Here is a 24981-nt window from a genome sequence, read left to right on the forward strand (position 1 = left end):
CACGGGGGGGTAGGATGACGAACCAGGCAGGTGATCCCGCGCCGCAATATGCAGCGTTCTTAAGCTACAGCCATGCCGATAGCGCGGCCGCGCGGCGGCTGCACACCCGCCTTGAAACCTACCGTCTCCCCACCGCCCTGCGAGCGTCCACAGGCGCAAGCGGCGGGCAGCGTGGGCGGGGAACGCAGGATGGCAGGGTCGGGCCGGTGTTCTGCGACCGCAATGATTTTCCCGCCGCGCAGGATCTGTCCGATGCGGTAAAGGCCGCGCTGGCCCAGTCGCAAGTGCTGATTGTATTATGCAGCCCCGATGCCGCCGCCAGCCCATGGGTAACGCGCGAAATCGAGTTGTTTCGCGAATTACATCCCGATCGCCCGATCCTGGCTGCAATCCTGCGCGGCGAACCTGCGGACGCGTTTCCGGGTCCGCTGACCCAGAACGGCAACGAACCGCTCGCTGCCGATCTGCGTCCGGTAAAGGCTGGCGGCGACGGGCCGCGGCTGGGTTTCCTGAAAGTGGTGGCGGGCGTAGCCGGCGTATCGCTGGACGCGCTGGTGCAGCGCGATGCCGCGCGAAAACTGCGCCGCGTGATCGCCGTCACGCTGGTGCTCGCTTTGGCGCTGCTAGCTATGGCCGTCATGAGCGTTATCGCCATCCAGTCGCGCAACGAAGCGCAGCGCCAGCGGCAAGAGGCGGAAGAGCTTGTCGAATTCATGCTGACCGATCTGCGTGCCGATCTGGAACGCGTGGGCCGGATCGAATTCATGGACAATGTGAACGCCCGCGCGATGGCCTATTACAACGAGCAGGGCGATCTGTCCGATTTGCCGCCCGACAGCCTGGAGCGGCGGGCGCGCATTCTCCATTTGATCGGAGTGGACGCACAAAAAGCCGATGAAAGCGACCGCGCCCTTGGCCTGTGGACGCAGGCCTACCGCGCAACGGAGGAACTGCTGGCGCGCGACCCCGGTAATACTGCGCGCCTCTTCGCCCATTCACAAAGCGCGTATTACCTCGGCTATGTCCACTATCTCGCCAAGCGGACCGCCCGGGCGGAAGGCTATTGGCGTGAATATCACACACTCGCCAAGCGGCTGCTGGACAGGGAGCCGGACAGTATCGAACGCCTGACGGAGGTTGGTTATGCGCAGGGAAATCTGTGCACCATCGCGCTGGAAGCCGACGGGCTGAGCCGCGATCCGATGAACGCCTGCGCCAAAAGTGCGGCCATGATGCGCCAGGCGTTGGAGCGCGATCCTACCAGCACCGATGCGATCCGCAATTACGCCAATCGGCTGGGCTGGCTGGCCGATGCGCAGCGCCGCGAAGGGAACAACGCCGCCGAACTCTCCAGCTTCCGCACACAGCACGGCCTGCTGACCCGCATCGCCGCGGCCGATCCCGATAGCGCAGATGCGAAAGACCAGTTGATGCGCGCCAAGATGACGCTGTCGGAGGCGTTGGCACGTGCGGGCGAAACGGCGGAAGCGCGAACCATGCGCGCCGAAGCGATTGCCATGGCCCGCGACCTGGTTCGCACCGATCCTGTCAACAAACGCTGGGCGCAATGGCTGCGCCGCCTGGAAAACCCACCCAAAGGAGACTGAGATGCCCGATGCACTGCCGCTCGATGGCCCCAACATCACCAGAATACCCGATATGAATACATCGGGCGCGATGCCGATGCCGAACCAGATCCGGTTTTTCCAGCTGGACTTCTTGATGAGGAAAAAGGGCGCGTCGCTGAAAATCACCAGGTCGAAAGTCGTCGAACTGGGTGCTTCGCCAAGCCAGACCGATGTCGATACCGCGCTTGCCAATGCGCTGCACGATACGGGTCCGAAGCGCCAGATCGGTTTTCCCAGGATGGACCGGAAGGTGAAATTCAAGTCCGGTAAGGACAGGCTTGGTATCGGTCTTGCCGCCCCGCATGAACTTCCCGCGCCGGACAGTTGCCCGGCCGCTGATGTGTGTCTGTATGTTATCGCGCTTGCGCAGCATCCGCGGATAAAGGTGAACGGCGTCAAGAAGGACCAATGGCAATTTACTGCTGCGCGCCCATTCTCACTTGGTCATGCCGAGATCGCCGATCCGGCTACGGGCCAACCGACAGGGCATCCGGCGGACAAGTTCATCGCTTGGCATAAACCATGGAACGACGATCGGCAGGAAACCGGCGGGGGCAACGGGCCGGTTAATCCGCGTTGGGCGGGTTTCGTGATGTATGACAAGATGTTGCGGGACGAAACGGGGCTGGCTGAATATCTGATCCGTTACAACAGCCATATCGAGCTGCTGGACAACGAAGGCGGCCGATACATCCCGATCATCGTGGACCCCGATGTCGGCCACCCGGGCGGCACATCCTCCGGCGAAGTCGATCCCAATCCCGGCTTTCCATGATAAACAGCGATCAATCCCACCGTAGCCGGATTCTGCAATTGGCCCGCTCGAATGCCGTCGAGCGGGCGTGGTCGCTGTTGGTGGAATCCGGGCTCGACCGGCAGGAGGACGATCCTGCGGCGCTGACACTGACTGCGCGTCTGGTGAAGGACCGGGCGAAACGAACCTACGGAGCGGAGCGCATTCGGTTGCTGCGTCAATCCGCGGATAAGTATGCGCAGGCTGCTGCCATCGATGGGGCGACCTATCCGTTGATCAACGCCGCCACACTAAGTTTCTTAGCAGGGGACAAGGCGGATAGCGAAGCGGGTGCGCGCGCGGTGCTGGCACGTCTCGACAGTGATCCGTCCTCGGCGGAAACGCCCTATTGGCGGGAGGCGACACGGGCGGAAGCGCTGTTGCTGCTGGGCCGCATGGACGAGGCGCGCGAAGCGGTGCTGCGCGGCATCGCAAAAGCGCCCGAAGCGTGGGAGGATCATGCCGCGACTTTGGGTCAGTTGCGGTTGCTGATGGCGGAAATGGACATGCATCCAGGTGATGCCGACTGGCTCGATGTCTTACAGCCACCCCGTTCGGTGCAGTTCAGCGGCGTCATGGGCCTGTCAGCCGATGATGCGGCTGCGGGCAAAGTCGTATGCGAGCTGATCGACACCGAGGCACCCGGCTTCGCCTATGGCGCGCTGGCGGCAGGGGGCGACATCCTTGCAGCAGAGGCGATGCGCGCGCGCGGCGGCGAATTGCACATTGTGCTTCCTTGCGCGCCGCATCTGTTTCGCACCCATTCCGTAACCTGCGTCGATCCCGCATGGGGACCGCGATTCGACCGAATGCTGGAACAGGCCGCGACGGTGTACTGTCTGCAAGATACGGACGGCCCGTCAACGGATGGTATCGCGCTGGCGAACCTTGTTGCGGCAGGTCTTGCACGCGCCAACGCCGTACGGCTGCAAAGCGAAGCGATCCGGCTGGTGGTAACTACCGGTAGCCCAGGCGCAGCCCGTCGATCCGATGTTGGGGGCTTGCGAATGGTCGAAGCCCGCATAGGCCGTACTGCCGACGTGGCCGAATGCACGCTGCCCGGTAATGGTACGGCGCGTTCATTGGTGTCTTGCATGGATTACACGGTACAAACAGCGACGTTTACGTCCGCCGGGCGCGCCTGGGATGCGGTTTCGGATCATGTGGCGGGGCTCGATTACAGGCTGATCGATGCCAATGCGCTGAAAGATCAGTCGAGCGAGGCCGTGACGATACTGGCGCGGCTCGCGCGAGACGGACAGAAGCTGGCAACACACAGCTTTGCCCACGCCTTGCTGGCAGAGCGGGCGGACATACGCGTGGAACCGATGGGTGAGCTGCGCGGTACTCAGGGACCCTTCGCATTCTACGCGCTGTACACCGAACCCACAGGTTTCGCGGCGACCAACATAACCTAGCTAAACCGTCAATTCGTCCAGCATTCGCAGCGACAGGATGCGCCATGTCTTCGGTGTCGGACGCTCCAATATTCCGCGCCGTTCCAACGCACTGACCGCCCGGCTGGCAGTTTCGCGCGTGGTTTGTGCTTCCACCGCCAGGGCCGCGATGACGGGCGCGGGATTAAGCGCGCCGGATTCGTCCGCCAATTCCGCCAGCCGGGCATATACGCGCCCGGTAGCCGTCAGCGTCATGCGCAGCGCGAACCGGTCCAGCACCGATTCGAACTGCCGTGCGAACATCGCGGCAAGTCCGCTGCCGACAGGGGCGTGTTCGCCGGCAAGAGCAGCCAACCGCACGCTGTCGATCCGGAGCACTTCGGTCGGGACGCTGCAGCTGATTTCCGCCCGTGCCGTCTGGCCCGCCGGATAGGAACCGAAGATTTCACCCGGCTCGACCGTAGCGAGCTGGAATTCCTGTCCGTCTGCGCCGAGTGTTTTCATGGCCGCCGAACCGCTGACCACCATGATGCAGGCGGATTGCGCCTCGCCCTGCCGCGCCAGGATGGTACCAGGCGCGTGCTGCTTCCAGGATACGGCCGGCTCGATCGCTTCGGCAATGGCATCGTCGCACGCGAAAATCGATCGCAGCACGGCGTGGCGATCGGCAGCATCTGTCATCCGCACCAGAGTGTCCGCTTCAGCCATCCGCGGTGCTTCCGCTTGACGGAGCCAGACTGCCGAGCGCGTCTTTCAGCTGATCGACCCATGGTTCGAACGGCGCCCATGCGTTCTGGCCGGAACGGTTGATCGGCTGGCGCACTTGTTCCGACGAAGCGGTGCGCACTGCGCGCTTCGTGCGGTAGAAGTCCACGCAGGCTTCCTCGAACGGCAGGCCGCAATGATCGAGTATTCGGCGCACCTGACCCTCCAGATCGTCCAGCACGTCTTCGTGGTTCACGCGCAATATCCGGCCGGGCAGGACGCAGTCCCAGTGATCCATCAGATCCACGTAATCGGCATAATACCGCCCGATTTCTTCGAGCCCGTAAGTGAATTCCTGCCCCTCTGCGAACAGCTGCTTGAAGCCTGAGAAACAACAATCCATCGGCGCACGGCGGGCATCGATGATGGTGGCGTTGGGCAGGATCAAGTGGATCAGGCCGATATGCCGGAAATTATTCGGCATCTTGTCGATGAAGAACGGCGCACCCTGCCGGTGGATGCGGGTGCTTTCCATGAATTCCGCCCCATGCTTCGCGAGGTCGTCCGCCGTTAGCTGACCAAGGTTTTCGGGATAGTTCGACTGGCCCGCCTTGCGCCCGCGCAGACGGTGCGCGAGCGCGAGGATATTGGGCAGCTCCAGCGTGCCGTCGACCTGGCTGTGGCTGGCCAATATCTGTTCCAACAGGGTGGAGCCGGCGCGCGGCAGGCCGAGGATGAAGATCGGGTCCGGCGCAGGATCGCCGCTTCCTTCGTGGTGGGCGAACAGGTCGGGCGTGCAGGCAGCCTGCTGGCGGGCCAATTCCGCGCTCATCGCATCGGCGCTGTAGCGGGTCTGCTGGCGCTTCAGCGCATTGCCTTTGTCATAGGAGGCGAAGCTGCCGGCATAATCGCCGCGATCCTCCAGCGCCTTACCCAGCGCAAAGGCGATATGAACTCGGTCCATGAAGGCTAGGTCGCTGCGCGCGGCCTGTTCCTGCATCTGGGTCACTTCGTCATCGGTGAAGCGATAAGTCTTGAGATTTGCGAGCGCGAAATAGGCATCGCCATGGTCGGGTTTGATGGCAAAGGCGCGCCGGTAATGCGCCACTGCGTCATCCTGCGCGCCGGTGGTCTTCAGCGCGTGACCCTTGCTGGTCAGTGTGGCGACATCGTCCGGGAGACGGGCCAGCACCGCATCGAACAGTTCCAGCGCGCGGCCATATTCGCCTGTCTGCATGGTGTCGATCGCGAGGCGGGACTGGAACAGGGCATTGTCCGGGTCGCGCGCATACAGTGCCTCTGCCTCTTCGCGGGCGCGGGCGTATTTCTGGCGCTGGCGTAGCACATCGGTATATTCGAGGCGTAGCTGGATGTTGTCCGGCTGCAACTTGGTGGCCGCTTCCAGCAGGATTTCGGCATCGTCCAATATGCCCAGCTTGCTGCCGATCTGTGCGAGCAGCCGCATGCCTTCCACATCGCGCGGGTGGCGGCGCAGGTAGTGACGGCAGATTTCTTCAGCCCGCAGAATGCGCCCTTCGTGCAGGTGGTTGGTCACTGCAACCAGTTCGCGCGGCAATCCGGCGAGACGGCTTGCCTGTGCAGCGGCTTCGGCAGCCTCCGCCGGTCGTCCTGCCATCCCATGCAATTCTGCCAATGCGCGCCAGCTTGCATCCAGCGCCGGGTTATATCGCACGGCCCGCCCGAAAGCCTCGATCGCGCGGCCTGTGTCACCTGTGGTGCGCGCGAGATGGCCCTGTTCCTGCCAGGCGCGGCCATATTCGGGTGCCGCGGAATGCAAGCGGTCAAGCCAGTGCTGCGCGCGCGCGGGCGAGCCGCCGTAACGTTGCGCGACAGCCGCCAGATATAGCGCCTCGGTATCGGAAGAACTGGCAGTGGCTAGCGCTTCGGCCAGCGCGATGGCTTCCCCGAAATTCCCCGCCTGGATCGCCTCTTGCGCCGCCTTGAGCTTCGCCGCGCGGGCGGATGGCTGAGGCGCCGGAGTGTCGGCCAACTCGGGCCGTTTCGCGATATCGCCTGTCTGCGCCTTGGTTGTCATCGCCCATCCTTTGCCATTGCCGGCGGTGAAACGAAAGGGAACGCCAGACGAAATCGGCGGGCGAAGCTCGAAAGCTCCACCCGCCGATCTGGTATCAAGCGCTGTTCTTCGGAACGGATCAGAAGAAGTTGTACGATGCCCGGAGGCCGACTGTCAGCGGACGGTTGGTGGTGATACGTGCGCGATCGTTGATGAAATCACCCGCGATCTGCGCCCGTTCGTCGGTCAGGTTCTCACCGTAAACCTCGAACGAATAGGTCCCGGTCGACACACCCGCACTGAGGCCGAAGGTAGTGTAGCTCTCCAGCTCCAGGCGGTTGATCTGAATGATGTCGGTGAACTTCGACGAGGAGTATACGACCTGCGGCTGGATATGCGCCTCGAGATCCCCGCCGAGCGGGAATTCGTACCGTGCGCGCAGATTGCCCTGGAACGACGGTGCGTAAGCCAGCTCGCTGCCTTCCAGCACGTCGTTGGTCGGTGTCAGCACCTCGGTGACTTCCGTATCTAGGATCGAGAATGCACCCGTTACGGTCAACCCGTCGAGGGAGTAGGGGGCGATTGTAAATTCACCTTCCAGCCCCTTGATCTCCGCATTCGCCGCATTGTCCGAGAAGAACAAATTGGTGATCGACGGATCGAAAATGGTGGTCTGCAGATTGCTGATATCGACGTAGAAGATGCTGCCGTTCAGACGCAGCTGACCGTTCAGCAGATCGGTCTTGTACCCGATCTCGTAATTTTTCACCTCGTCCGTATCCAGCGCGAACGGGACGGTGAACCCGTTAGGACCGGCAGCGCCGCCCGGACGGTTCAGCAGGCCGGGCCGGAAGCCTTCGGAATAGGTGGCGTAGAACAGCAGGTCGTCGCTTGGGGTGAGGGTAACCGTGCCCTTGAAGATGACGCCTTCGGTCTTGGCCTTGTCGGGCGCACCCACCGTGTTGTCTGCCGCGAACTGCGCGCTGATATTGGTCCCGCCACGTTGCTGGTCGACCCGCTGGTTCAGCGGCACGCCCGTATTCGCGCCGAAAACGGGCGAGCGCAGGTTGAAGAACGAGCTGTTGGCGCTGCCGTCCAGATCGACTTCGACATTGTAGTAACGCGCACCCAGATTGACCGTCAGCAGGTCGGGCACGACGTCGAAGCCCACTTCGCCGAACACGCCGAATTGCTGGTCCGTCCGGCGGATATCGTTGCGGAAGATCGTGGTGTCGGGGAACGGCCCCGCTTCGGTGAAGAAGCCGGGGGAAGCGGAATTGATGCGGCCGGCTGGCGAACCAACATTGGTCAGCGGGAAGTTCGGCAGGAAGCCTGTCGTAACCCCGTCGGACCCGCGCACATCGACGTTGCCGGGATAGCTGAAGTCGTTCAGTTCTTTCAGTTCAAGGTCGCTGTAAAACACGCCTGCAGTGGCCCGGATGCGCGCCAGCTGATCGGTGCTTACGCGGAATTCCTGCGTGAACACGGTCGTGTTGGTACGCGAAGTCACGAACAGGTTCGGGGCCTGGCAAGTCGGGTTGGCAGGGGCTGCCGCGACATAGGTGGGGTAAACCACCGCGGTGTCACAGATGTAATATGGCAGATACTGACCGACGAACAGGTAATCGGAATAGTCCACCCGCTGGTTCGTTTCGCGGTCGGTGTAGGCACCGGTGTAAACGAAATCGAGGCCCAGCGCGTCGACTTCGGCGGTGAAGGCGGTGTTGCTGTACTTGTCGTCCAGATCGTCGTCCTCGAACCGCTGGATTTCCAGATCGTCGAGGTCGAGTGCGGGATCGGCGAAGAATACACCGTCGGAATCCACTTTCTGCCGCGAGTGCGCCAGGGTGACCGTCCAGTTGGGCGTGATTTCCCACAGCGCGGATGCGCGGAAGCCCTTGTAAGTGGTGTCGTTGAAGTTCTCTTCCACCAGCGCGCTGTTATCGGCGAGGAGGAACGTGGTGCCGGCAGCCGGACCGCCAGCCTGGAAGCCGGCACGATTGGCGGAAACTGGTACGCCATTCTCGCGCACGGTCCCGGCGGTGCGGAAACGGCCACTTTCGGCTGCGCTGCGGGTGCCGGCGACATTGTCGATATAACCGCCCTGCTCGTCATAATAGACCACGCCGCGCAGAGCGAGATTGTCCGACACAGGGACGTTCAGCATCGCTTCGCCCTTGTAGCTCATGTCGCCGCCCTTGGTGATGGACGTACCCAGCTTTACCGCCGCGTCGAAGCCGACGAGGTCCGGCTTGTTCGTAATCAGACGAACGACGCCTGCCTGCGAACTGGCGCCGAACAGCGTACCTTGCGGGCCGGACAGGACTTCGATCCGTTCAAGGTCGGCAGCATACACGTCGAGGTTGCGGCCGGGCTGACCCAATGGCTGTTCGTCGAGGTAGAGCGCAACGTTGGGAGCGAGGCCCGCAACACCGGCGGTGGTCAGGTTGGGCGTGGTGGAAGCAAGGCCGCGAATATAGATGGTGGACTGGCCGGGGCCGGAACCGCCCGCTGTGACCGTCGGCAGCTGCACCAGGTAATCGTCGAACGTGTCGATCCCCAGATCGTCCAGCGCTTCTTCGCCGATGGCGGCCACGGAAATCGGCACGTCTTGCAGGTTTTCGCTCTGCTTGGTGGCCGTCACGATAATTTCCTGCACGCCGCCGGTGCGCGGCTGTTGCGCGGAAGTGGGGGCGGCCGGGGTTGGAGCAGGCGTTGTGTCCTGCGCCATGGCGGGCATGGCAATAGTCGCAATGGCAAGCGCACCGAAAGAGGCGCCGCTACGAAGGTCGATCATGTAAGTTCCTTGACTATGCCACCGGGACCGGCGGCATTGGGTGCCGCACTTTAAATGCGGCTGTTTCAATTGATGCAGGGGGCGAGCAGGCGCGCAAAATCGCGCAAAGCGAGCGATCAGCCCCGGCGAGAGGTGCTTAGACGCCTGACAGACTGTGGCCACCGCTGTGTCCCGATAAGTTCAAAAGCGAAACTTGTTGTGACAAAATTATCACAAGGCTGCTTTGCATTCGCCGCTCGCTTGGCGACCGACCGCAGGCCCGACTGACGATTGAGTGCTACGCGCTGTGCGCCTAAGGCGCGCGCAATGCATGACCTTCTTATCATCGGCGGCGGTATCAACGGTGCGGGCGTAGCGCGCGACGCCGCCGGACGCGGCATGTCCGTGGTTCTCGTCGAGAAGGACGATCTGGCGCAGCACACATCGTCCGCCAGTACCAAACTGGTGCATGGCGGCTTGCGTTATCTCGAACATTACGAATTCCGCCTGGTGCGCGAGGCCTTGCAAGAACGTGAGGTGCTGCTGCGCGCCGCGCCGCATATCATCTGGCCGTTGCGCTTCGTACTACCGCACGATGCGGGGCTGCGGCCGAAATGGATGCTGCGAGCGGGGCTGTTCCTGTATGACAGGATCGGCGGGAAGCGCACTCTGCCCGGTAGCAGTAGCGTATCGCTTCGCAAGGCTCCGCACGCACGGATCTTGCAGGACAGGTTCCGCAGGGGTTTCGAATATTCCGATTGCTGGGTGGAGGATTCGCGGCTGGTCGTGCTGGCGGCGATGGACGCGCGCGAACGCGGCGCCGAAATCCGCACGCGCACCCGCTGTACCGGACTTGCACGCCATGCGGATCATTGGGTGGCCACTGTCGAAGCTGGAGGCAGCACGTCTACGATAGAAGCGCGCGCGGTGGTGAATGCGGCGGGACCATGGGTCGACGACATTGCAGGGCTTGCGACAGGCGGGTCGGCGGAAAAGCATCTCCGGCTGGTCAAGGGCAGCCACATCATAGTGCCGCGCATCTACGCCGAAGATCATTGCTATATCTTCCAGAACGGCGACGGACGGATCGTGTTCGCGATCCCCTATGAGCGCGACTTCACCCTGATCGGGACCACCGACCTGTTGTTCGAAGGCGACCGCGATCACCCCGAAATCTCGACCGAAGAGCGCGATTACCTGTGCAATGCTGCGAGCGAGTATTTCCGCGAACCTGTCCGCGCAGCCGATGTCGTATCCACCTATTCCGGCATCCGCCCCCTGTATGAGGACCATTCGAGCGATAATTCCACCGTCACGCGCGATTACATGTTCGAGGTGGATCACAAGGATCAGTCGGGCGCGGACGCGGCTCCGATCCTGTCCATCTTCGGCGGCAAGATCACCACTTTCCGTAGGCTTGCCGAACACGCACTGGAACGGCTGGCAGAGCAGCAGGGCACCACGGGCGCCGCATGGACCGAGACGGCGACCCTTCCGGGCGGCGGTATTCCAGGCGGCGATTTCGCTGGCTTTCTCGAAGAACGGCGCGCCCGCTATCCATGGATGCCCTACCCCATGCTGCTGCGGCTGGCACGCGCCTATGGCAACCGGATGAAGCGTATCGTGGGCGATGCGAATGGGCTCGCCGATATGGGCCAGCGGATCGGCGGCGATCTCTATACTGCCGAGCTGAATTACCTTGTGGAACAGGAATTTGCGCAGACGGCGGACGATGTGCTGTGGCGGCGTTCCAAGCTTGGCCTGCATCTGTCGCAGGCCGAACAGGACATGGTGGCATTGTGGTTCGCCAATAGCTGACCTGTGAATGCGCGGCGCGATGCTCACTTCGCTTGCGTGCGCGCATTGCGGGGTCCAGAAGCTGCTCCCATGACTGGACTCGCACCGCTCGACCGTACCGCCTTGCGCAAGGCTTATCGCCAGGAAGAACAGGCCTGCGTGGAGCAGCGTTTGGCGGAGGCTGGCCCGGCACAGGATGTGCATAACCGCGCGGCCGAGATCGCCGCCACGCTCATCGAAGGTGCGCGGGCGCGAAAGGCCAGCGGGCTCGACGCATTCCTGCAGCAATTCGGCCTCGATACGGAAGAAGGCATCGCGCTGATGTGCCTTGCCGAAGCGCTGCTGCGCGTGCCCGACAGCCGCACGGCCGATGCGCTGATCCGGGACAAGCTGGGCGATATCGACTGGTCCGAACATATGGGGGCGAGCAGTTCGACATTCGTGAACGCTGCTACCTTCTCGCTGATGCTGACGGGCGAAGTGCTGGAACGGCCCGAAGAACAGCAGCGCGGCATGGGCGCCACGCTGAAACGCGCCGTGGGCCGGGTGGGCGAACCGGTGATCCGCACCGCGACTTTGCAGGCCATGCGCATCCTGGGCGGACAGTTCGTCTATGGCCGCACGATTGAAGAAGCGCTGAAACGCGCCGCGCCGGAACGCGCGCGGGGTCTGACCCACAGTTTCGATATGCTCGGTGAAGCGGCGATGACGTTTGCCGACGCGGAACGCTATCGCGCATCCTATACCCATGCGATCGAACGGCTGGCGCGCGAAGCGGACGACAGCGTCGGGACGTCACCGGGCATTTCCGTCAAACTGTCGGCGCTATATCCGAAATATACATTTCTTCACGCCGATGCCGCGCGCGCTGCGCTAGTGCCGATCCTGCGCGATCTTGCCATAACTGCGCGGGATGCGGGCATTCACTTTACCGTGGACGCGGAAGAGGCCGAGCGGCTGGAACTGTCGCTCGACATTATCGAAGATCTGATGTCCGACGATGCGCTGTTCACCCGGCCCGACGGGACGCGGTGGGAAGGGTTCGGGCTGGCGGTGCAAGCCTACCAGAAACGCGCGGTTCCGCTGTGCGAATGGATCGTGAAACTGGCCCGGCGGCATCATCGCAAGCTGATGGTGCGGCTGGTGAAGGGCGCATACTGGGATACCGAGATCAAGCTAAGCCAGGTCGGCGGCTTTACCGATTTCCCCGTGTTTACCCGCAAGGTAGCAACCGATGTGAGCTACCTCGCCTGCGCGGCGAAACTTCTGGATGCGCAGGACGCAGTGCACCCTGCGTTCGCCACCCATAACGCCTATACTGTTGGCGCGATCCTGGCGATGGCAGAGGCACGGTCCTCAAGCAGCGAAGCGGTAGGACAGCAAGCTACGTCCTCAAGCAGCGAAGCGGTAGGACAAGAAAATCCGTCGTTCGATTTCCAACGCCTGCACGGCATGGGCGAAGATGTGTTCGGTGCGCTGGCCGATATGGAACGGAAGCAGGGCAACCGGCTGACGCCGGTGCGCATTTACGCGCCGGTCGGCGGGCACAAGGACCTGCTCGCATATCTGGTCCGCCGCCTGCTCGAAAACGGGGCCAACAGTTCGTTCGTCAACCGGATGGCCGATGCCGAAGTGCCGGTGGCCGACCTCGTCGGCGATCCCGTGGCGGAACTGGCCGCGACATCGCCAAAGCGCAACCCGGCGATCCCGCTGCCCGGCGATATTTTCCCGAACCGCAGCAACAGCGCCGGGATCGACCTTGCCGATCCACTGGTGCGCGAACCCTTGCTGGCAAGATTGCGCAATCTCGAAACAGCAAGCTGGTACGCACAACCCACTTTCTGCGCCGAAGAAAGCGGCGAAGTCGCACCTATCAATGCGCCGCAGGATTTGCGTATCGAAATCGGATCGCGCCGCGACAGTACGGACGAGGAAGTGGCAGACGCCATCCGCCGTGCAGAAGCGGTGCAGCAGGGCTGGAACGCGTTGGGCGGGCCCCGCCGGGCGGTATTGCTGGAAGAAGCCGCAAACCAGTTCGAAGCGCATTCGGACGAGCTGCTTTCGCTCTGCATACGCGAGGCGGGCAAGACCTTGCCCGATGCGGTGCTGGAACTGCGCGAGGCGGTGGATTTCCTACGGTTCTATGCAGGGGAAGCGCGCAATCTGTTCGGCGGCTCGTTCGCTCTGGCTGGCCCCACGGGTGAGGAAAACCGTCTGACGCTGGCCGGCCGCGGCGTGTTCGCCTGCATCAGCCCATGGAACTTCCCGCTCGCCATTTTTATCGGCCCCGCCGCCGCCGCGCTGGCAGCGGGTAACACCGTGGTCGCCAAACCGGCGGAGCAGACGCCTTTGGTCGCCGCGCTCGCCATCCGGCTCTGTCATCAAGCCGGTATCCCGCAGGACGTGTTGCAATTGCTGCCCGGTGCAGGCGATGTCGGCGCGGCGATCACGTCCGACCCGCGCATTGCAGGCGTCGCCTTCACCGGATCGAGCGATACCGCCCGCGCCATCAACCGCAACCTTGCCGCGCGAGATGGCGCGATCGCCACGTTCATCGCGGAAACCGGCGGCCAGAACGCGATGATCGTCGATAGCTCTGCCCTGCCGGAACAGGTCACGCGCGATGTTGTCGCCAGCGCCTTTCAAAGCGCGGGACAGCGGTGTTCCGCCTTGCGCGTATTGTACCTACAGGATGATATCGCCGACGATATGCTGGCCATGATCCGCGGTGCCTTCGACGCGCTCGATATCGGTGACCCGGCCGACCTCGCGACCGATGTCGGCCCGGTTATCGACGACGACGCCAAGGCCGCATTGGAACGCCACGTCGCCCGACGTAAGAAGGCAGGGGCACCCGTCTGGCGGCGGAAACTGGCGCGCGAACTGGCCAACGGTACCTTTGTCGCACCAACCATCATCGAAATCGGATCTATCCTCGACCTGAAGCGCGAAAATTTCGGCCCGGTGCTCCACGTAGTCCGGTACCGTTCCAGCGAGCTGGGGCAGGTGGTGGAAGACATCAACGCCACCGGTTACGGCCTGACGCTAGGCCTGCACAGCCGGATCGAGGGCGTGCGCGAATTCGTGGAAGCGCGGGCCAAGGTTGGCAATTTCTACGTCAACCGCAACCAGATCGGCGCGGTGGTGGAAAGCCAGCCCTTCGGCGGCGAGGGCCTGTCGGGCACCGGCCCGAAGGCTGGCGGCCCGCATTACGTAGCCCGCTTCGCCACCGAACGTGTCACTTGCGTGGATACGACGGCAGCGGGCGGCAATGCGAGCTTGCTGGCGGGTTAGCTTGCAGCCCCTGCGCCTTCACTTCAAATTCAGGTGGTTATCCGTTAAAGGCCGATCCATGACCCGCCTGCTTCCCATCCTTCTTGCACTGCTCGCCGCAACGTTTCCTGCGGCCGCCAGCGCGGAGGTCCGTATGAGCTTCCACAGCTTCAACGGATCGGTCCTGTTCGGACGCTATCCGCACACATTCATCGTGCTGGAAGGAACCCTCGATGAAACAGGCGAGGTGGTAAATGAAAATTACGGCTTTTCGGCCAAGAGGGCGACTACGGCTGTTCTGCGTGGCCCGGTCGAACATGAGATCATGATCGAGAAGCCCAAATACCTCACCTCTACCAACCGTCACTTCACGGTCCCGCTGACCGATGCGCAATACCGGCGGGTTATTGCCGAAATGGAGGCATGGCGGGATGCGCCAGGCAAATATTACAGCCTCGATACGCGCAACTGCATCCACTTCGTCGGAACGATGGCGCAGATCGCCGGGCTTAAAGTCAATTACCCGAAGAAGATGCTGCGCAAGCCGAAGAAGTGGCTGAACCATATCAGCGCCCTCAACCCCCAGCTGGGCGCGAAACGCATCAAATAGAGCAAAAGTCGTGCAGCACCGCTTGCAGCATACCCACCAATCGGGAATGTGGCCCCATGGCGATTCTCAGCGATAAATGGATCCGCACCCAGGCGCGCGATCATGGCATGATCGAACCCTTCGTGGAGGCGCAGCGCCGGGATGGGTGCATCTCCTACGGCCTTAGTTCCTACGGATACGATGCGCGGGTCGCTCCGGAATTCAAGATCTTCACCAATGTCGACAGTACCATGATCGACCCCAAGGATTTCGATCCCAAGAACTTCGTCAATCGCGACAACGATGTATGCATTATCCCGCCCAACAGTTTCGCGCTGGCACGGACGGTGGAATATTTCCGCGTGCCGGACGATGTGCTGGTCATCTGCCTTGGCAAATCGACCTATGCCCGCTGCGGCATCATCGTGAACGTCACCCCGCTGGAACCGGGCTGGGAGGGGCATGTGACGCTGGAGTTTTCCAACACCACCCCGCTGCCGGCCAAAATCTACGCCAATGAGGGAGCGTGCCAGTTCCTGTTTCTGAAAGGGAACGAGCGTCCCGAAGTGACCTATGCCGACCGCGCGGGCAAATATATGGGCCAGAAGGGTGTGACCCTGCCTCGGCTTTAGTCACATTACGACTGGAACCCGGCGCGCCGTAGCGGCTTTGACTCCTGACCCTTCAGCGCCCATTCCGGCGCGGCAACAGGAGAATGCATTATGGCTGCCGACGCATCCGAAACCCGCGAATTCGACATCATCGTCTATGGCGCGACCGGCTATACCGGCCGCCTCGTGGCTGAACATTTCGTGCACGAATATGGCGGGAAAGCCGACGCGCCGAAATGGGCGATGGCAGGCCGCAACCAGTCCAAGCTGGAAGACGTCCGCACGCTGATCGGCGCGCCCGACGATACCCCGCTGGTAGTGGCCGACGCCGAAAGCGCCGCCAGCCTGGAAGCGATGTGCAAGCGCACCCGCGTGGTCATCACGACCGTCGGCCCATACCAGCTTTATGGTGACGATCTGGTGGCGATGTGCGCCAAAACCGGTACCGATTATGCCGATCTGTGCGGCGAGCCTGCGTGGATGGCGGAGAAGATCGCGCAGCATCACGCGACGGCTGAGGCAAGCGGCGCACGCATCTGCTTTTCAGCAGGCTTCGATTCCATCCCCTTCGATCTGGGCGTGCTGATGTTGCAGGAAGAGGCGGTGAAGCGGTTCGGCAACCCTGCACCGCGCGTGAAAGGGCGCGTGCGCAAGATGGAGGGCACGTTCTCAGGCGGGACGGCCGCCAGTTTCAAGGCCACGATGGCAGCGGCTGCAAAGAAACCCGCGCTGCTGAAGACGCTGGCCGATCCGTTTGCCCTGACACCCGGTTTCGAAGGGCCGGACCAGCCCGCCGGCATGATGCCGCATTACGACAAGACGCTGGAAAGCTGGACTGCGCCGTTCATCATGGCATCGATCAACACCAAGAATGTGCACCGCACCAATGCGTTGCGCGGCCATCCCTATGGAGAGGATTTCGTCTATGACGAAATGGTGCTGACCAGTCCGGGAGAGATGGGCAAGGCTGCGGCGCAGGCGATTGCCGGCGGCATGAAGTCCATGCTGGGGGATGGCGGACCCAAACCCGGCGAAGGCCCCACACCCGAAGCACGCGAAAACGGCTTCTACGACATCCTGTTCGTAGGCGAGATGCCGGACGGGGAAGTGCTGCGTTACGGCGTGAAGGGCAAATACGATCCGGGCTACGGCTCCACCAGCCGCATGATTGCCGAAACCGGCATGGCGTTGCTGGAAAGCGATGCACCCGGCGGGGTCGGCACGCCCGGCTCGTTCCTCGGCACCGCGCTGGTCGAACGCTTGCGGAAACGGGCCGAACTGACGTTCGAAGTGGAAGACTGATCTGCCACGAAACGAGAAAAAAGGGCGCTTGCGGCGATCTGCCGCAAGCGCCCTTTTCGTTGCCACCCTTTGGCAATACACCGCTGGGTAGTTCCCCCTGTTTCAGACCAACGCTTTTTAGGCCGACGTCTTTCAGGCCGGCATCAAAAGCTCGCTCGGGCGCTGATGCGGAAATTGCGACCGACAATCGGGACGAAATCCTTGGTGAAGCTGGTGTGGCGGCGGCCCACCACGTCGAAGATATTGTCGACCGATCCAATCAGCGTCAGGCCCGGCCGCGAGGCAAATGGCTTGTAGCTGACCGAAGCGCCGACCAGGGTGTAATCATCGGTTGCCGTTTCGAACGGGGCGGTGCGCGTCTGCTCGTCGAACCATTGCGCTTCGATCCGGGCATCGAACGGGCCGGTACCGGCTTCCAGTGCGCCGTATAGCGACAGCGGTGGAATGCGCGGCAGGTCGGTGCCGTCGTCACGTTCCGCGCGGACATATTCCGCCCGCAAATCGGTGGCGAGACGTAGGTCGTTCGTATCGCTGAATGTCAGGACGACTTGTCCCTCCGCGCCGTAATAATTCGCATCTTCCTGCAGATAGACGAACACGGGCAGATCGTCTTCCTCCTCGCCCGTTTCCGATAGGAAGATGTAATCGTCGAACGATGTGTAAAACGCCGCGAGCGATAGTTCGGCAATGCCCACATTGCCGCGCACGAACACCTCGCCGCCAAGCGCGGTTTCCTTCGCCAGGTTCGGATCGCCGATTTCGAATGCCTGGGTGGCGATGTGCGGCCCGTTAGAGAACAATTCTTCGGCAGCCGGGGCGCGTTCGGTATAATTGGCGTTGGCGCCGAACCGCAGTCCCATCGGCGTGCCATAGGTAACGCCGATGGCTCCGCTCACAGTGTCGAAGTCGCGCGACAGGCCAAGCGGTACGCTGTCGATATTCGCTTTTTCGTAACGCCCGCCGAATTCCACTTCGAACGGACCGGAGCCGACTTCCTGTAAGGCGAACAGGGCAAAGCTTTCCGTTCGGTTCGGGGCCACGAAAGCTTCTTCGCCGACGGCTGCGAAATCCCGGAAAAAATATTGCACGCCGACCGAGCCGCGAACCGGTGCGGTGCGTGACTGGACGAGTTCGGCACGCGCTTCGATACCTTGCACATCGAACACGGTGCCCACTTCCTCGCCTTCGAATTCCGTGTGGGTGTAATCGGAATAACCGGCACGCACCCGCAGTTTTTCGAACAACCCGTCGCCCAGTTCAACCTCGGTCAGCAAATCGGCGCGGTATTGGCGCAGATCGATCGAGACGCGCTCTTCGCCTTCTTCCTCGCCCTCTTCTTCGCCGCCCTCTTCCTCGCCATGGGCATGACCCGCACCGGGGCGCCCGGGCACGCCGTACCGCGTATCATAGATACCTGCGGAAAAACCGATCAGTCCGCCCGGCGCGATGAAGGAAAAGCCCAGATTGCCGGATGCTGTCTCGGTAAAGCTGTTCGGCAGGACATCGCGCTGTTCGGCGGCTTCACGCAGTTCCTCCGCCTCTTCCAATTCGCCCTCGGCTTGCTCCTCAGCCGCTTCGGCAAGGATCTCCGCGCGCAGGGCTGGAGCCACGGTGAAGCCGCCCACGTCGATATCGTCGGAATTTCGGTAGCTGCCATCGGCATGCACAACAAAATTGTTGCCGATAGGAAGGTCGATGGAGGCCGCGCCTTCATAAAGGTTGGATGCGGAATCGGCTGCAGCAAGAAGATCGATATGAACGGGTTCGTTGGGTACGCGGCGCGGAATGCGCTTGTCGATCACGTTTACTACGCCGCCGATTGCCTGACTGCCGTAAAGCAGCACGGCCGGGCCGCGCAGCACTTCGATACGTTCTGCGGTCAATGGATCGATGGAAACGGCGTGGTCTGCACTGGTATTGGAGGCGTCAATCGCGCCGATGCCGTCGATCAGGGTTCGGATGCGTTCGCCTTGCAGGCCGCGAAGGACTGGGCGGGAGGCGCCGGGTGCGAAACCGCTGGACGCAACACCGGGCAATTCTTCCAGCATATCGCCCAACTGACCTTCCAGTTCGCGCTGCAAGTCGTCCCCTTCGACGACCGACGTCCCGGCAAGAATGTTTAATTCGCGCAAACCTTGCGCGCTGACGATGATGGTGCCGAATTCGTCCATCTGCTGGTTGTGAACGTCATCCTCCAATTCCATACCCGCCTCGTCGGACGATACCGGGCGCTCTTGTGCGTGGAGAGGAAAGGCAAGGGTCGCCGCGGATGCGAGAAGACCTGCCGTAGCGAAGCGGGTTTTAGAATGTGATAACATATCACCGCTAATAGCGCGCAGATTCTCGGTCGCAACCCCTTTTTCGCACAGTCCGACGAATTACACTCTCGCAGCGATAAATGGCATGCAGCGTGATTTATAACGCCTGACCGCAATACGCTTTATTACGCGTTAGATTGTGGGGCTGCGGGCAAATTCCGGTATTCCCCGAAATTTCATCCCTGCTGTTTGCTGGATGCCCGATCGGCAAACGTCTGGAGCGGGCGAGGCGATTCGAACGCCCGACCCCAACCTTGGCAAGGTTGTGCTCTACCCCTGAGCTACGCCCGCTCACTGACGCTCTACCGGGATAGGGGCGGAAGCCGATACCCGGTGGGGAAGCGCGCGGTTAGCAGCGGGCCGCCGGTGCGGCAAGCGGAAAAACAGCGAATATCATGCTGCCCGGCATCGCAGCGCCCTTCACATTCGGGGGAAACTTGCCACATTGCCAGTAAGACACGCATCAACTTGTGACAGGAGCGCCAATTGGCCACCACACCCCCACCCGGCGGACCGCCCCCGCAGCTCAGCATCGAAGAGCAAAAGGCCGTCGAAACTTTCCGTACCAATGTCGTCGATCCATCGATGACCAAGCTGGTCATCCTTGATTTCTGGGCCGAATGGTGCGGGCCGTGCAAGGCGCTGACGCCGACACTGGAAAAGGTCGCGGCGGAATATGCCGACAAGGGCGTGGTGCTGGCCAAGATCAATGTCGACGAAGAAAAGTTCATCGCTGGCCAGTTCCAGGTGCAATCCATCCCCACCGTCTACGCGATGTTCCAGGGGCAGCCGGTGGCCGATCTGACCTCGGCGCGTACCGAATCGCAGTTGAAGGAAGCGCTCGACCAGATCCTGGCGCAGCTGCCCATCGGCGACGCCGCAGCAGGTGGTGCCCCTGATGGCTCTCCTGCCGATGCTGCACAAGGTGGGGCGCCCGGAGCGGAAGCGGCCAAGCCCAACATCGACCAGTTCCTTACCATGGGGGAGGAAGTGCTCGCAGGCGGCGATGCCGAACGCGCAGCCGGAATTTTTCAGCAGGTCGTGCAGATGGCCCCCGATAATGTTGCAGCGCAAACAGCCATGGTGCGTGCGCTGGTGGCTGCAGGCCGGACCGACGAGGCCCGCTCGGTCCTCGACGTGCTGGAACCTGCCATGGGCGACGATCCGCTGGTCAAGACCGCCCGCAGCACGCTGGACCTGGCCGGCACGCAGGTCGATCCCGGCGAACTCGACACTTTGCGTGCCGCAGCGGTCGAGCGCCCCGCCGATATGGAAGCGTCCTACGCCTTTGCCGAGGCGGCCTATGCCAGCGGCGAACGCGACGAGGCTGCCGACACCCTGCTGAGCATGGTGGAGAAGGACCGCGAGTGGAACGAGGGCGCGGCGCGCACCAAGCTGCTGCAGATATTCGAAGCCGTCGGGTTGGAGGATGCATGGGTGAAACAGACCCGCCGCCGCCTGTCCGAAATCCTGTTCGGCTGATCGGAGATTTCATGATCGATACCAAGCCCGCGCGTCTTTCCATCTTTCCGCTGACCGGCGCGATCCTGTTTCCCGGAATGCAATTGCCGCTGCATATCTTCGAGCCGCGCTACCGCGCGCTGGTCGGCGATGCGTTGGTGCGCGACCGGCGGATCGCCATGATCCAGCCGCAGACCCGGACGGACGGTGCCTCGCTTTATCAGATTGGTTGCGTGGGCAAGATCGGCGATGTCGAGGCGTCGGAGGATGGTCGTTACAATGTCGTGCTGACCGGCGAGCACCGTTTCCGCCTGCTGCGCGAACTGGATGTCACGACCCCGTTCCGGCAAGTGGAAGGCGAATTGCTGCATGACGACACCAGCGAGGCGCTAAGCAGTGTGGAACGCGCCGGGTTCGAGCGTGAGGCGCGGCGGTTTGCCGATGCACAGGGATATTCCGTGGATTGGGAATCGGTTTCGCGTCTGGACGACCAGTCGCTGATAAATGGCGTGGCACAAATCGCGCCTTTCGATCCCGCAGCAAAACAAGCATTGTTGGAAGCCGAAGACCTCGCCCAGCGTTGCGAGTTGATGGTGCAACTGATGTATTTTTTCGGCCGCCGCGATGGCGAGGATGACAGCATCACGCTGCAATAGGAATTCCCGAAGCCTGCTCGCTTAGATCCCGAAACTGCCACGCAACCCGTCGATGATATATTGCGCGGCCAATGCCGCGAGCAACACGCCGAGCAGCCGAGTGATAACTGCCTCCACCCGCTCCCCGAACAACCGCATCAGCGGCGCTGCCGCGATCAGCGCCAGCATGGTGAGCAGCAGCACGGTCGCCAGCGCGCCCAGCACGACGAGCGTCTGCTCGGTCCCGTTCGCTTCGTTCATCAGCAACATGATCGCCGCGATGGCGCCCGGCCCCGCCAGCATCGGCATGGCCATGGGAAATACCGACACATCCTCTATCTGCGGATCGGCGCTGACCTTCTCGGCCCGCTCCTCGCGGCGTTGAGTGCGCTTTTCGAACACCATTTCGAAGGCGATAAAGAACAGCATCAATCCGCCGGCGATGCGAAACGCGTCGAGTTCTATATGCAATGCCGCCAGCAACTCCTCGCCGAACAGCGCGAAGATCAGCAGGATCACCGCCGCGATCAGGCAGGCGCGGATAGCCATGATACGCGCCTGCGCCGAAGTCGCGCCTTTGGTCAGCCCGGCATAGATTGGCGCGCAGCCGGGCGGATCGATCACCACGAACAGGGTGATGAAAGCGGACAGGAACAGGTCGAACATCATGGCCCTGGTATGGCTGGCTTAACATCGTCCAGCAGCTTGGTCTGGAAGGCGGATCCGTCCCAGCTTTCGACCGCAACCGTGCGCCGCTGGGCATCGTCATCATAGCGCCATGTCACGCGCAAAGTTCCGTCGGGCGAAGTCATCCGTCCCGCCTTGTTGCCCGCAGGCACTGGCGGAGCAGGAGACGGGGCCGGTGCAGAGGGAGTGCCGGTGCAATTTGCCACCGAACTCTGGATAAACTCGGGCGCGATGCGGGGGCTCTCCACACCGTCACCATGTGACAGCACCCAGCGATAGCGCGGCTCGTCACCGCGCCTGCCGGACCCCTGCCATACGGTCGTATAATAACCGTCCGTACCCCCCCAGCGGATGGCGCCCGTGGTCACGGCCAGCAACCCGTCGCAGGAAAGATGGACCGCATGAGGGGACCAGGCGGTCGCGGGAAAGGCCGGCGCGCCGCGCAGCCAGTCCTTGGCCAGCACCGGCTGCGGCACAAAGGTTATCGCGTCGCTCGCAGCGGTATCCTTCAGCGCTTTGGCCACACCATCCACCTGCGCGGCGCGGTTTTGCCCGATGTCGACGGCAATCACGGCGGAGGGATTGGCCTTGAACAAGCTGCGATCGAGCCCGCCCCCCGGCCGTTCGGCAGGAGCGCAAGCCGACGCCAGCATAGCGGCAAGCGTAGCCGCGCCAGTTGCGGCCGCGAGGCTGCGCAGAGATGTCACAGCGTTCCGTCAGCCAGTTCGAGGCCTGCGTTGCGATACGCCGCCACGACCGTATTGCGCAGCAACACCGCGATGGTCATCGGGCCGACCCCGCCCGGTACCGGAGTGATGGCACCGGCGCGTTGTCCTGCTTCGTCGAAAGCGACATCGCCCACCAGGCGTGTCTTGCCCTCTTCAGCAGCAGGCACACGGTTGATGCCGACGTCGATGACGGTCGCGCCCGGCTTGATCCAGTCGCCCCGGATCATTTCCGGGCGGCCGACGGCAGCCACCACGATATCGGCGCGGCGCACCACATCGGCCAGATCCTTCGTTCGGCTATGCGCAATCGTCACGGTGGCGTTTGCGTCGGTCAGCAATTGCGCCATCGGCTTGCCGACGATGTTGGAACGGCCGATGACCACCGCGTCCTTACCCGACAGATCGCCCAACTCGTCCTTCAGCAGCATCAGGCAGCCCAGCGGGGTGCACGGTACAAAGCCCGACTGTCCGACCGCCAGCCTGCCGGCATTGGTAACGTGGAACCCGTCCACATCCTTGTCCGGCGATATAGCCGCGATAACCGACTGCTCGTCGAGATGCGCGGGCAGGGGTAGCTGTACCAGGATACCGTCCACCGCAGGGTCGCCGTTCAGCCGTTCGACCAGAGCCATCAGCGTATCATTGTCGGTATCGGCAGGCAGGCGGTGTTCGAAGCTTTCGATGTTGGCGGCCACGCTCGCCTTGCCCTTGTTGCGGACATAGACGCTGCTGGCCGGATCCTCCCCCACCAACACCACGGCGAGACCCGGCTTACGGCCGGCCTCGGCAGCAAAGTCAGCCGCCACTTTGCCAATTTTCTCACGCAGGGTCGCTGCAAAAGCCTTGCCGTCGATGCGGCGTGCGGCCTGCCTGGGTTCGCTCACGACGCGCTGGCTGCCAGATTGCCGAGAATGATCTGCACCACCTGCAGGATTACGATCAGCACCAGCGGCGAGAAATCGATTGCTCCTGTTGCCGGCAGCAATCTTCGGATCGGGGACAGGACCGGATCGAGCACCGCATTGATGGAATTGTAAACCTGCGTAAGGAACGCGTTGGAACTGTTCACAACATTGAACGCGAACAGCAACCCGATCACGAATTGCACGATGATCAGCATGACCAGCACACTGGTCAGCAGCCCGACGATCTGGAGGATTGTTTGAAGAACCAAGCTGGAATTCCTTGCTAGCGCGATCTGTAAAAATGTCGGGTTGCCGCCATCTACCGCAGCGCGGTGAAGTGTATCAACCGTATAATACGCATATCAGCGTCACGCGGCAAACCCCGGCGGCGCCCTTTACCGTAGACCCGACCTGTTTGCCGTGGACGCTGCTGATCGATCAGTCCGCCCGGATCAGCGTTCCGGCCCCGCGCGCGGTGAAGAATTCCAGCAGCATCGCATGTGCCTCCCGCCCGTCCAGCACCACGGCAGCGTCGCAGCCTGCTTCCACCGCATGGACGCAGGTCTCAAGCTTGGGAATCATGCCGCCGCTAATCGTGCCGTTTTGTTCCAGTTCACCTATCTGTGATGGAGTAAGGTCGGTCAGCAGCGCGCCGTCCTTGCCCAGCACCCCTGCAACATCGGTCAGCAGAAACAGCCGCGCCGCGCCGAGAGCCGCCGCGAGTGCGCCCGCCATGGTATCGGCATTGATGTTGTAGGTCTGCCCGTCCACGCCCGCCGCGATCGGCGCGACGATGGGGATCATGCCCGATGCGCTGGCGGTTTCCAGCAAGGTCGTGTCGACCGTCTCCGGCGTTCCGACGAAACCCAGATCGATCACTTGTTCGATGGCGCTGTCCGGGTCGCGGCGCGTGCGTTCGAGCTTGGTGGCGGTAACCAGCCCGCCATCCTTGCCCGAAATGCCGATCGCCTTGCCGCCGGCACTGGCGATCCAGCCGACCAGTTGCTTGTTGATCGCGCCCGACAGCACCATTTCCGCAATCTCGGCCGTTGCCTGGTCGGTTACGCGCAGCCCGTCCACGAAAGTGCTTTCCACGCCCAGCTTTTCCAGCATCGCCCCGATCTGCGGGCCGCCGCCATGTACCACCACCGGGTTGATGCCGACCGCCTTCAGCAGAACGATATCTTCGGCAAATTCGCGCGCGGCCTTGGCATCGCCCATCGCGTGGCCGCCATATTTCACCACGAATGTGCGCCCGGCATAGCGCTGGAAATAGGGCAGCGCCTCGATCAGCACCTCAGCCTTGGCCAGCATTTCTTTGGTCATCGCAGATTCCCGTGT

19 protein-coding genes and 1 tRNA gene are annotated in these 24981 nt (G+C 62.4%); 10 read left to right on the forward strand and 10 right to left on the reverse strand.

The genetic code is table 11. The features are described from left to right. Positions 1 to 14 precede the first annotated feature (14 nt). The 3 genes from HME9302_RS00600 to HME9302_RS00610 are packed head-to-tail and all read left to right on the forward strand — an operon-like array spanning position 15 to position 3839. Positions 15 to 1607: a toll/interleukin-1 receptor domain-containing protein gene (locus HME9302_RS00600; protein WP_115365391.1), complete on the forward strand. Its 1593-nt coding sequence runs from the start codon at positions 15 to 17 to the stop codon at positions 1605 to 1607. A gap of 1 nt (position 1608) precedes the next feature. Then, the gene (locus HME9302_RS00605) at positions 1609 to 2403 is read left to right on the forward strand and encodes a hypothetical protein (protein ID WP_115365392.1); all 795 of its coding nucleotides are present in this window, start codon (positions 1609 to 1611) and stop codon (positions 2401 to 2403) included. Next, entirely contained in the window at positions 2400 to 3839 is a 1440-nt protein-coding gene (locus tag HME9302_RS00610) for a tetratricopeptide repeat-containing protein (protein WP_115365393.1), read from the forward strand. The genes HME9302_RS00605 and HME9302_RS00610 overlap by 4 nt, the downstream gene beginning before the upstream one ends. Here the strand turns inward: HME9302_RS00610 and HME9302_RS00615 are convergent, their stop codons facing one another. The 3 genes from HME9302_RS00615 to HME9302_RS00625 all read right to left on the reverse strand — a co-directional run bounded on the left by HME9302_RS00615 (position 3840) and on the right by HME9302_RS00625 (position 9355). Next, positions 3840 to 4526, reverse strand: a complete 687-nt coding sequence (locus HME9302_RS00615; protein ID WP_115365394.1) for a Crp/Fnr family transcriptional regulator — start codon at positions 4524 to 4526, stop codon at positions 3840 to 3842. Further along, positions 4519 to 6579, reverse strand: a complete 2061-nt coding sequence (locus HME9302_RS00620) for a tetratricopeptide repeat-containing sulfotransferase family protein (RefSeq protein ID WP_115365395.1) — start codon at positions 6577 to 6579, stop codon at positions 4519 to 4521. Before HME9302_RS00620 ends, HME9302_RS00615 begins: the two co-directional genes overlap by 8 nt. A 118-nt stretch (positions 6580 to 6697) precedes the next feature. Then, on the reverse strand, positions 6698 to 9355 hold the full coding sequence (locus HME9302_RS00625; RefSeq protein WP_115365396.1) for a TonB-dependent receptor: 2658 nt from the start codon (positions 9353 to 9355) through the stop codon (positions 6698 to 6700). A gap of 306 nt (positions 9356 to 9661) precedes the next feature. On the opposite strand from HME9302_RS00625, the gene glpD reads away from it, so the two are divergent. The 5 genes from glpD to HME9302_RS00650 all read left to right on the forward strand — a co-directional run bounded on the left by glpD (position 9662) and on the right by HME9302_RS00650 (position 16906). Next, a complete protein-coding gene (gene glpD / locus HME9302_RS00630; protein ID WP_115365397.1) occupies positions 9662 to 11152 on the forward strand; it encodes a glycerol-3-phosphate dehydrogenase in 1491 nt (496 codons plus the stop codon). Positions 11153 to 11221: 69 nt separating this feature from the next. Further along, on the forward strand, positions 11222 to 14425 hold the full coding sequence (gene putA, locus HME9302_RS00635) for a bifunctional proline dehydrogenase/L-glutamate gamma-semialdehyde dehydrogenase PutA (RefSeq protein ID WP_115365398.1): 3204 nt from the start codon (positions 11222 to 11224) through the stop codon (positions 14423 to 14425). Between the two features lie 58 nt (positions 14426 to 14483). Further along, on the forward strand, positions 14484 to 15014 hold the full coding sequence (locus tag HME9302_RS00640; protein ID WP_115365399.1) for a hypothetical protein: 531 nt from the start codon (positions 14484 to 14486) through the stop codon (positions 15012 to 15014). Positions 15015 to 15070: 56 nt separating this feature from the next. Beyond that, positions 15071 to 15625 carry a dCTP deaminase gene (gene dcd, locus HME9302_RS00645; protein WP_115365400.1) on the forward strand — a complete coding sequence of 185 codons (555 nt, stop codon included), beginning with the start codon at positions 15071 to 15073 and terminating at the stop codon, positions 15623 to 15625. A gap of 90 nt (positions 15626 to 15715) precedes the next feature. Beyond that, positions 15716 to 16906, forward strand: coding sequence for a saccharopine dehydrogenase family protein (locus tag HME9302_RS00650; RefSeq protein ID WP_115365401.1), 1191 nt, complete (start codon positions 15716 to 15718; stop codon positions 16904 to 16906). Between the two features lie 143 nt (positions 16907 to 17049). Here HME9302_RS00650 and HME9302_RS00655 read toward each other — a convergent pair whose 3' ends face one another. After that, the gene (locus tag HME9302_RS00655; protein ID WP_326833144.1) at positions 17050 to 19110 is read right to left on the reverse strand and encodes a TonB-dependent receptor; all 2061 of its coding nucleotides are present in this window, start codon (positions 19108 to 19110) and stop codon (positions 17050 to 17052) included. 330 nt (positions 19111 to 19440) lie between these two features. Then, positions 19441 to 19515 (reverse strand) — tRNA-Gly (locus HME9302_RS00660). A gap of 195 nt (positions 19516 to 19710) precedes the next feature. Here HME9302_RS00660 and HME9302_RS00665 point away from each other — a divergent pair. Both HME9302_RS00665 and HME9302_RS00670 read left to right on the forward strand, forming a co-directional pair. Continuing rightward, positions 19711 to 20706, forward strand: a complete 996-nt coding sequence (locus HME9302_RS00665; RefSeq protein WP_230079809.1) for a tetratricopeptide repeat protein — start codon at positions 19711 to 19713, stop codon at positions 20704 to 20706. A gap of 11 nt (positions 20707 to 20717) precedes the next feature. Continuing rightward, positions 20718 to 21341, forward strand: coding sequence for an LON peptidase substrate-binding domain-containing protein (locus HME9302_RS00670; RefSeq protein ID WP_115365403.1), 624 nt, complete (start codon positions 20718 to 20720; stop codon positions 21339 to 21341). A gap of 21 nt (positions 21342 to 21362) precedes the next feature. Here the strand turns inward: HME9302_RS00670 and HME9302_RS00675 are convergent, their stop codons facing one another. From HME9302_RS00675 to argB, 5 genes are all read right to left on the reverse strand, one after another. Beyond that, positions 21363 to 21986: a MarC family protein gene (locus tag HME9302_RS00675; protein ID WP_115367366.1), complete on the reverse strand. Its 624-nt coding sequence runs from the start codon at positions 21984 to 21986 to the stop codon at positions 21363 to 21365. After that, on the reverse strand, positions 21986 to 22714 hold the full coding sequence (locus HME9302_RS00680) for a hypothetical protein (protein WP_147270735.1): 729 nt from the start codon (positions 22712 to 22714) through the stop codon (positions 21986 to 21988). Before HME9302_RS00680 ends, HME9302_RS00675 begins: the two co-directional genes overlap by 1 nt. Then, positions 22711 to 23619 carry a bifunctional methylenetetrahydrofolate dehydrogenase/methenyltetrahydrofolate cyclohydrolase FolD gene (folD, locus tag HME9302_RS00685; protein WP_115365405.1) on the reverse strand — a complete coding sequence of 303 codons (909 nt, stop codon included), beginning with the start codon at positions 23617 to 23619 and terminating at the stop codon, positions 22711 to 22713. The genes HME9302_RS00680 and folD overlap by 4 nt, the downstream gene beginning before the upstream one ends. Further along, positions 23616 to 23909, reverse strand: coding sequence for a YggT family protein (locus HME9302_RS00690; protein WP_115365406.1), 294 nt, complete (start codon positions 23907 to 23909; stop codon positions 23616 to 23618). Before HME9302_RS00690 ends, folD begins: the two co-directional genes overlap by 4 nt. 169 nt (positions 23910 to 24078) lie before the next feature. After that, entirely contained in the window at positions 24079 to 24966 is an 888-nt protein-coding gene (argB, locus tag HME9302_RS00695; protein ID WP_115365407.1) for an acetylglutamate kinase, read from the reverse strand. Positions 24967 to 24981: the final 15 nt, after the last annotated feature.

It is taken from the genome of Alteripontixanthobacter maritimus (assembly GCF_003340475.1).
GTDB lineage: Bacteria > Pseudomonadota > Alphaproteobacteria > Sphingomonadales > Sphingomonadaceae > Alteripontixanthobacter > Alteripontixanthobacter maritimus.

Excerpts from the sequence above, each read along its gene's own strand:
- HME9302_RS00600 (WP_115365391.1), top strand. The coding sequence starts at position 15 with ATGACGAACCAGGCAGGTGATCCCGCGCCGCAATATGCAGCGTTCTTA.
- HME9302_RS00605 (WP_115365392.1), top strand. The coding sequence starts at position 1,609 with ATGCCCGATGCACTGCCGCTCGATGGCCCCAACATCACCAGAATACCC.
- HME9302_RS00610 (WP_115365393.1), top strand. The coding sequence starts at position 2,400 with ATGATAAACAGCGATCAATCCCACCGTAGCCGGATTCTGCAATTGGCC.
- HME9302_RS00615 (WP_115365394.1), bottom strand. The coding sequence starts at position 4,526 with ATGGCTGAAGCGGACACTCTGGTGCGGATGACAGATGCTGCCGATCGC.
- HME9302_RS00620 (WP_115365395.1), bottom strand. The coding sequence starts at position 6,579 with ATGACAACCAAGGCGCAGACAGGCGATATCGCGAAACGGCCCGAGTTG.
- HME9302_RS00625 (WP_115365396.1), bottom strand. The coding sequence starts at position 9,355 with ATGATCGACCTTCGTAGCGGCGCCTCTTTCGGTGCGCTTGCCATTGCG.
- glpD (WP_115365397.1), top strand. The coding sequence starts at position 9,662 with ATGCATGACCTTCTTATCATCGGCGGCGGTATCAACGGTGCGGGCGTA.
- putA (WP_115365398.1), top strand. The coding sequence starts at position 11,222 with ATGACTGGACTCGCACCGCTCGACCGTACCGCCTTGCGCAAGGCTTAT.
- HME9302_RS00640 (WP_115365399.1), top strand. The coding sequence starts at position 14,484 with ATGACCCGCCTGCTTCCCATCCTTCTTGCACTGCTCGCCGCAACGTTT.
- dcd (WP_115365400.1), top strand. The coding sequence starts at position 15,071 with ATGGCGATTCTCAGCGATAAATGGATCCGCACCCAGGCGCGCGATCAT.
- HME9302_RS00650 (WP_115365401.1), top strand. The coding sequence starts at position 15,716 with ATGGCTGCCGACGCATCCGAAACCCGCGAATTCGACATCATCGTCTAT.
- HME9302_RS00655 (WP_326833144.1), bottom strand. The coding sequence starts at position 19,110 with ATGGAATTGGAGGATGACGTTCACAACCAGCAGATGGACGAATTCGGC.
- HME9302_RS00670 (WP_115365403.1), top strand. The coding sequence starts at position 20,718 with ATGATCGATACCAAGCCCGCGCGTCTTTCCATCTTTCCGCTGACCGGC.
- HME9302_RS00675 (WP_115367366.1), bottom strand. The coding sequence starts at position 21,986 with ATGTTCGACCTGTTCCTGTCCGCTTTCATCACCCTGTTCGTGGTGATC.
- argB (WP_115365407.1), bottom strand. The coding sequence starts at position 24,966 with ATGACCAAAGAAATGCTGGCCAAGGCTGAGGTGCTGATCGAGGCGCTG.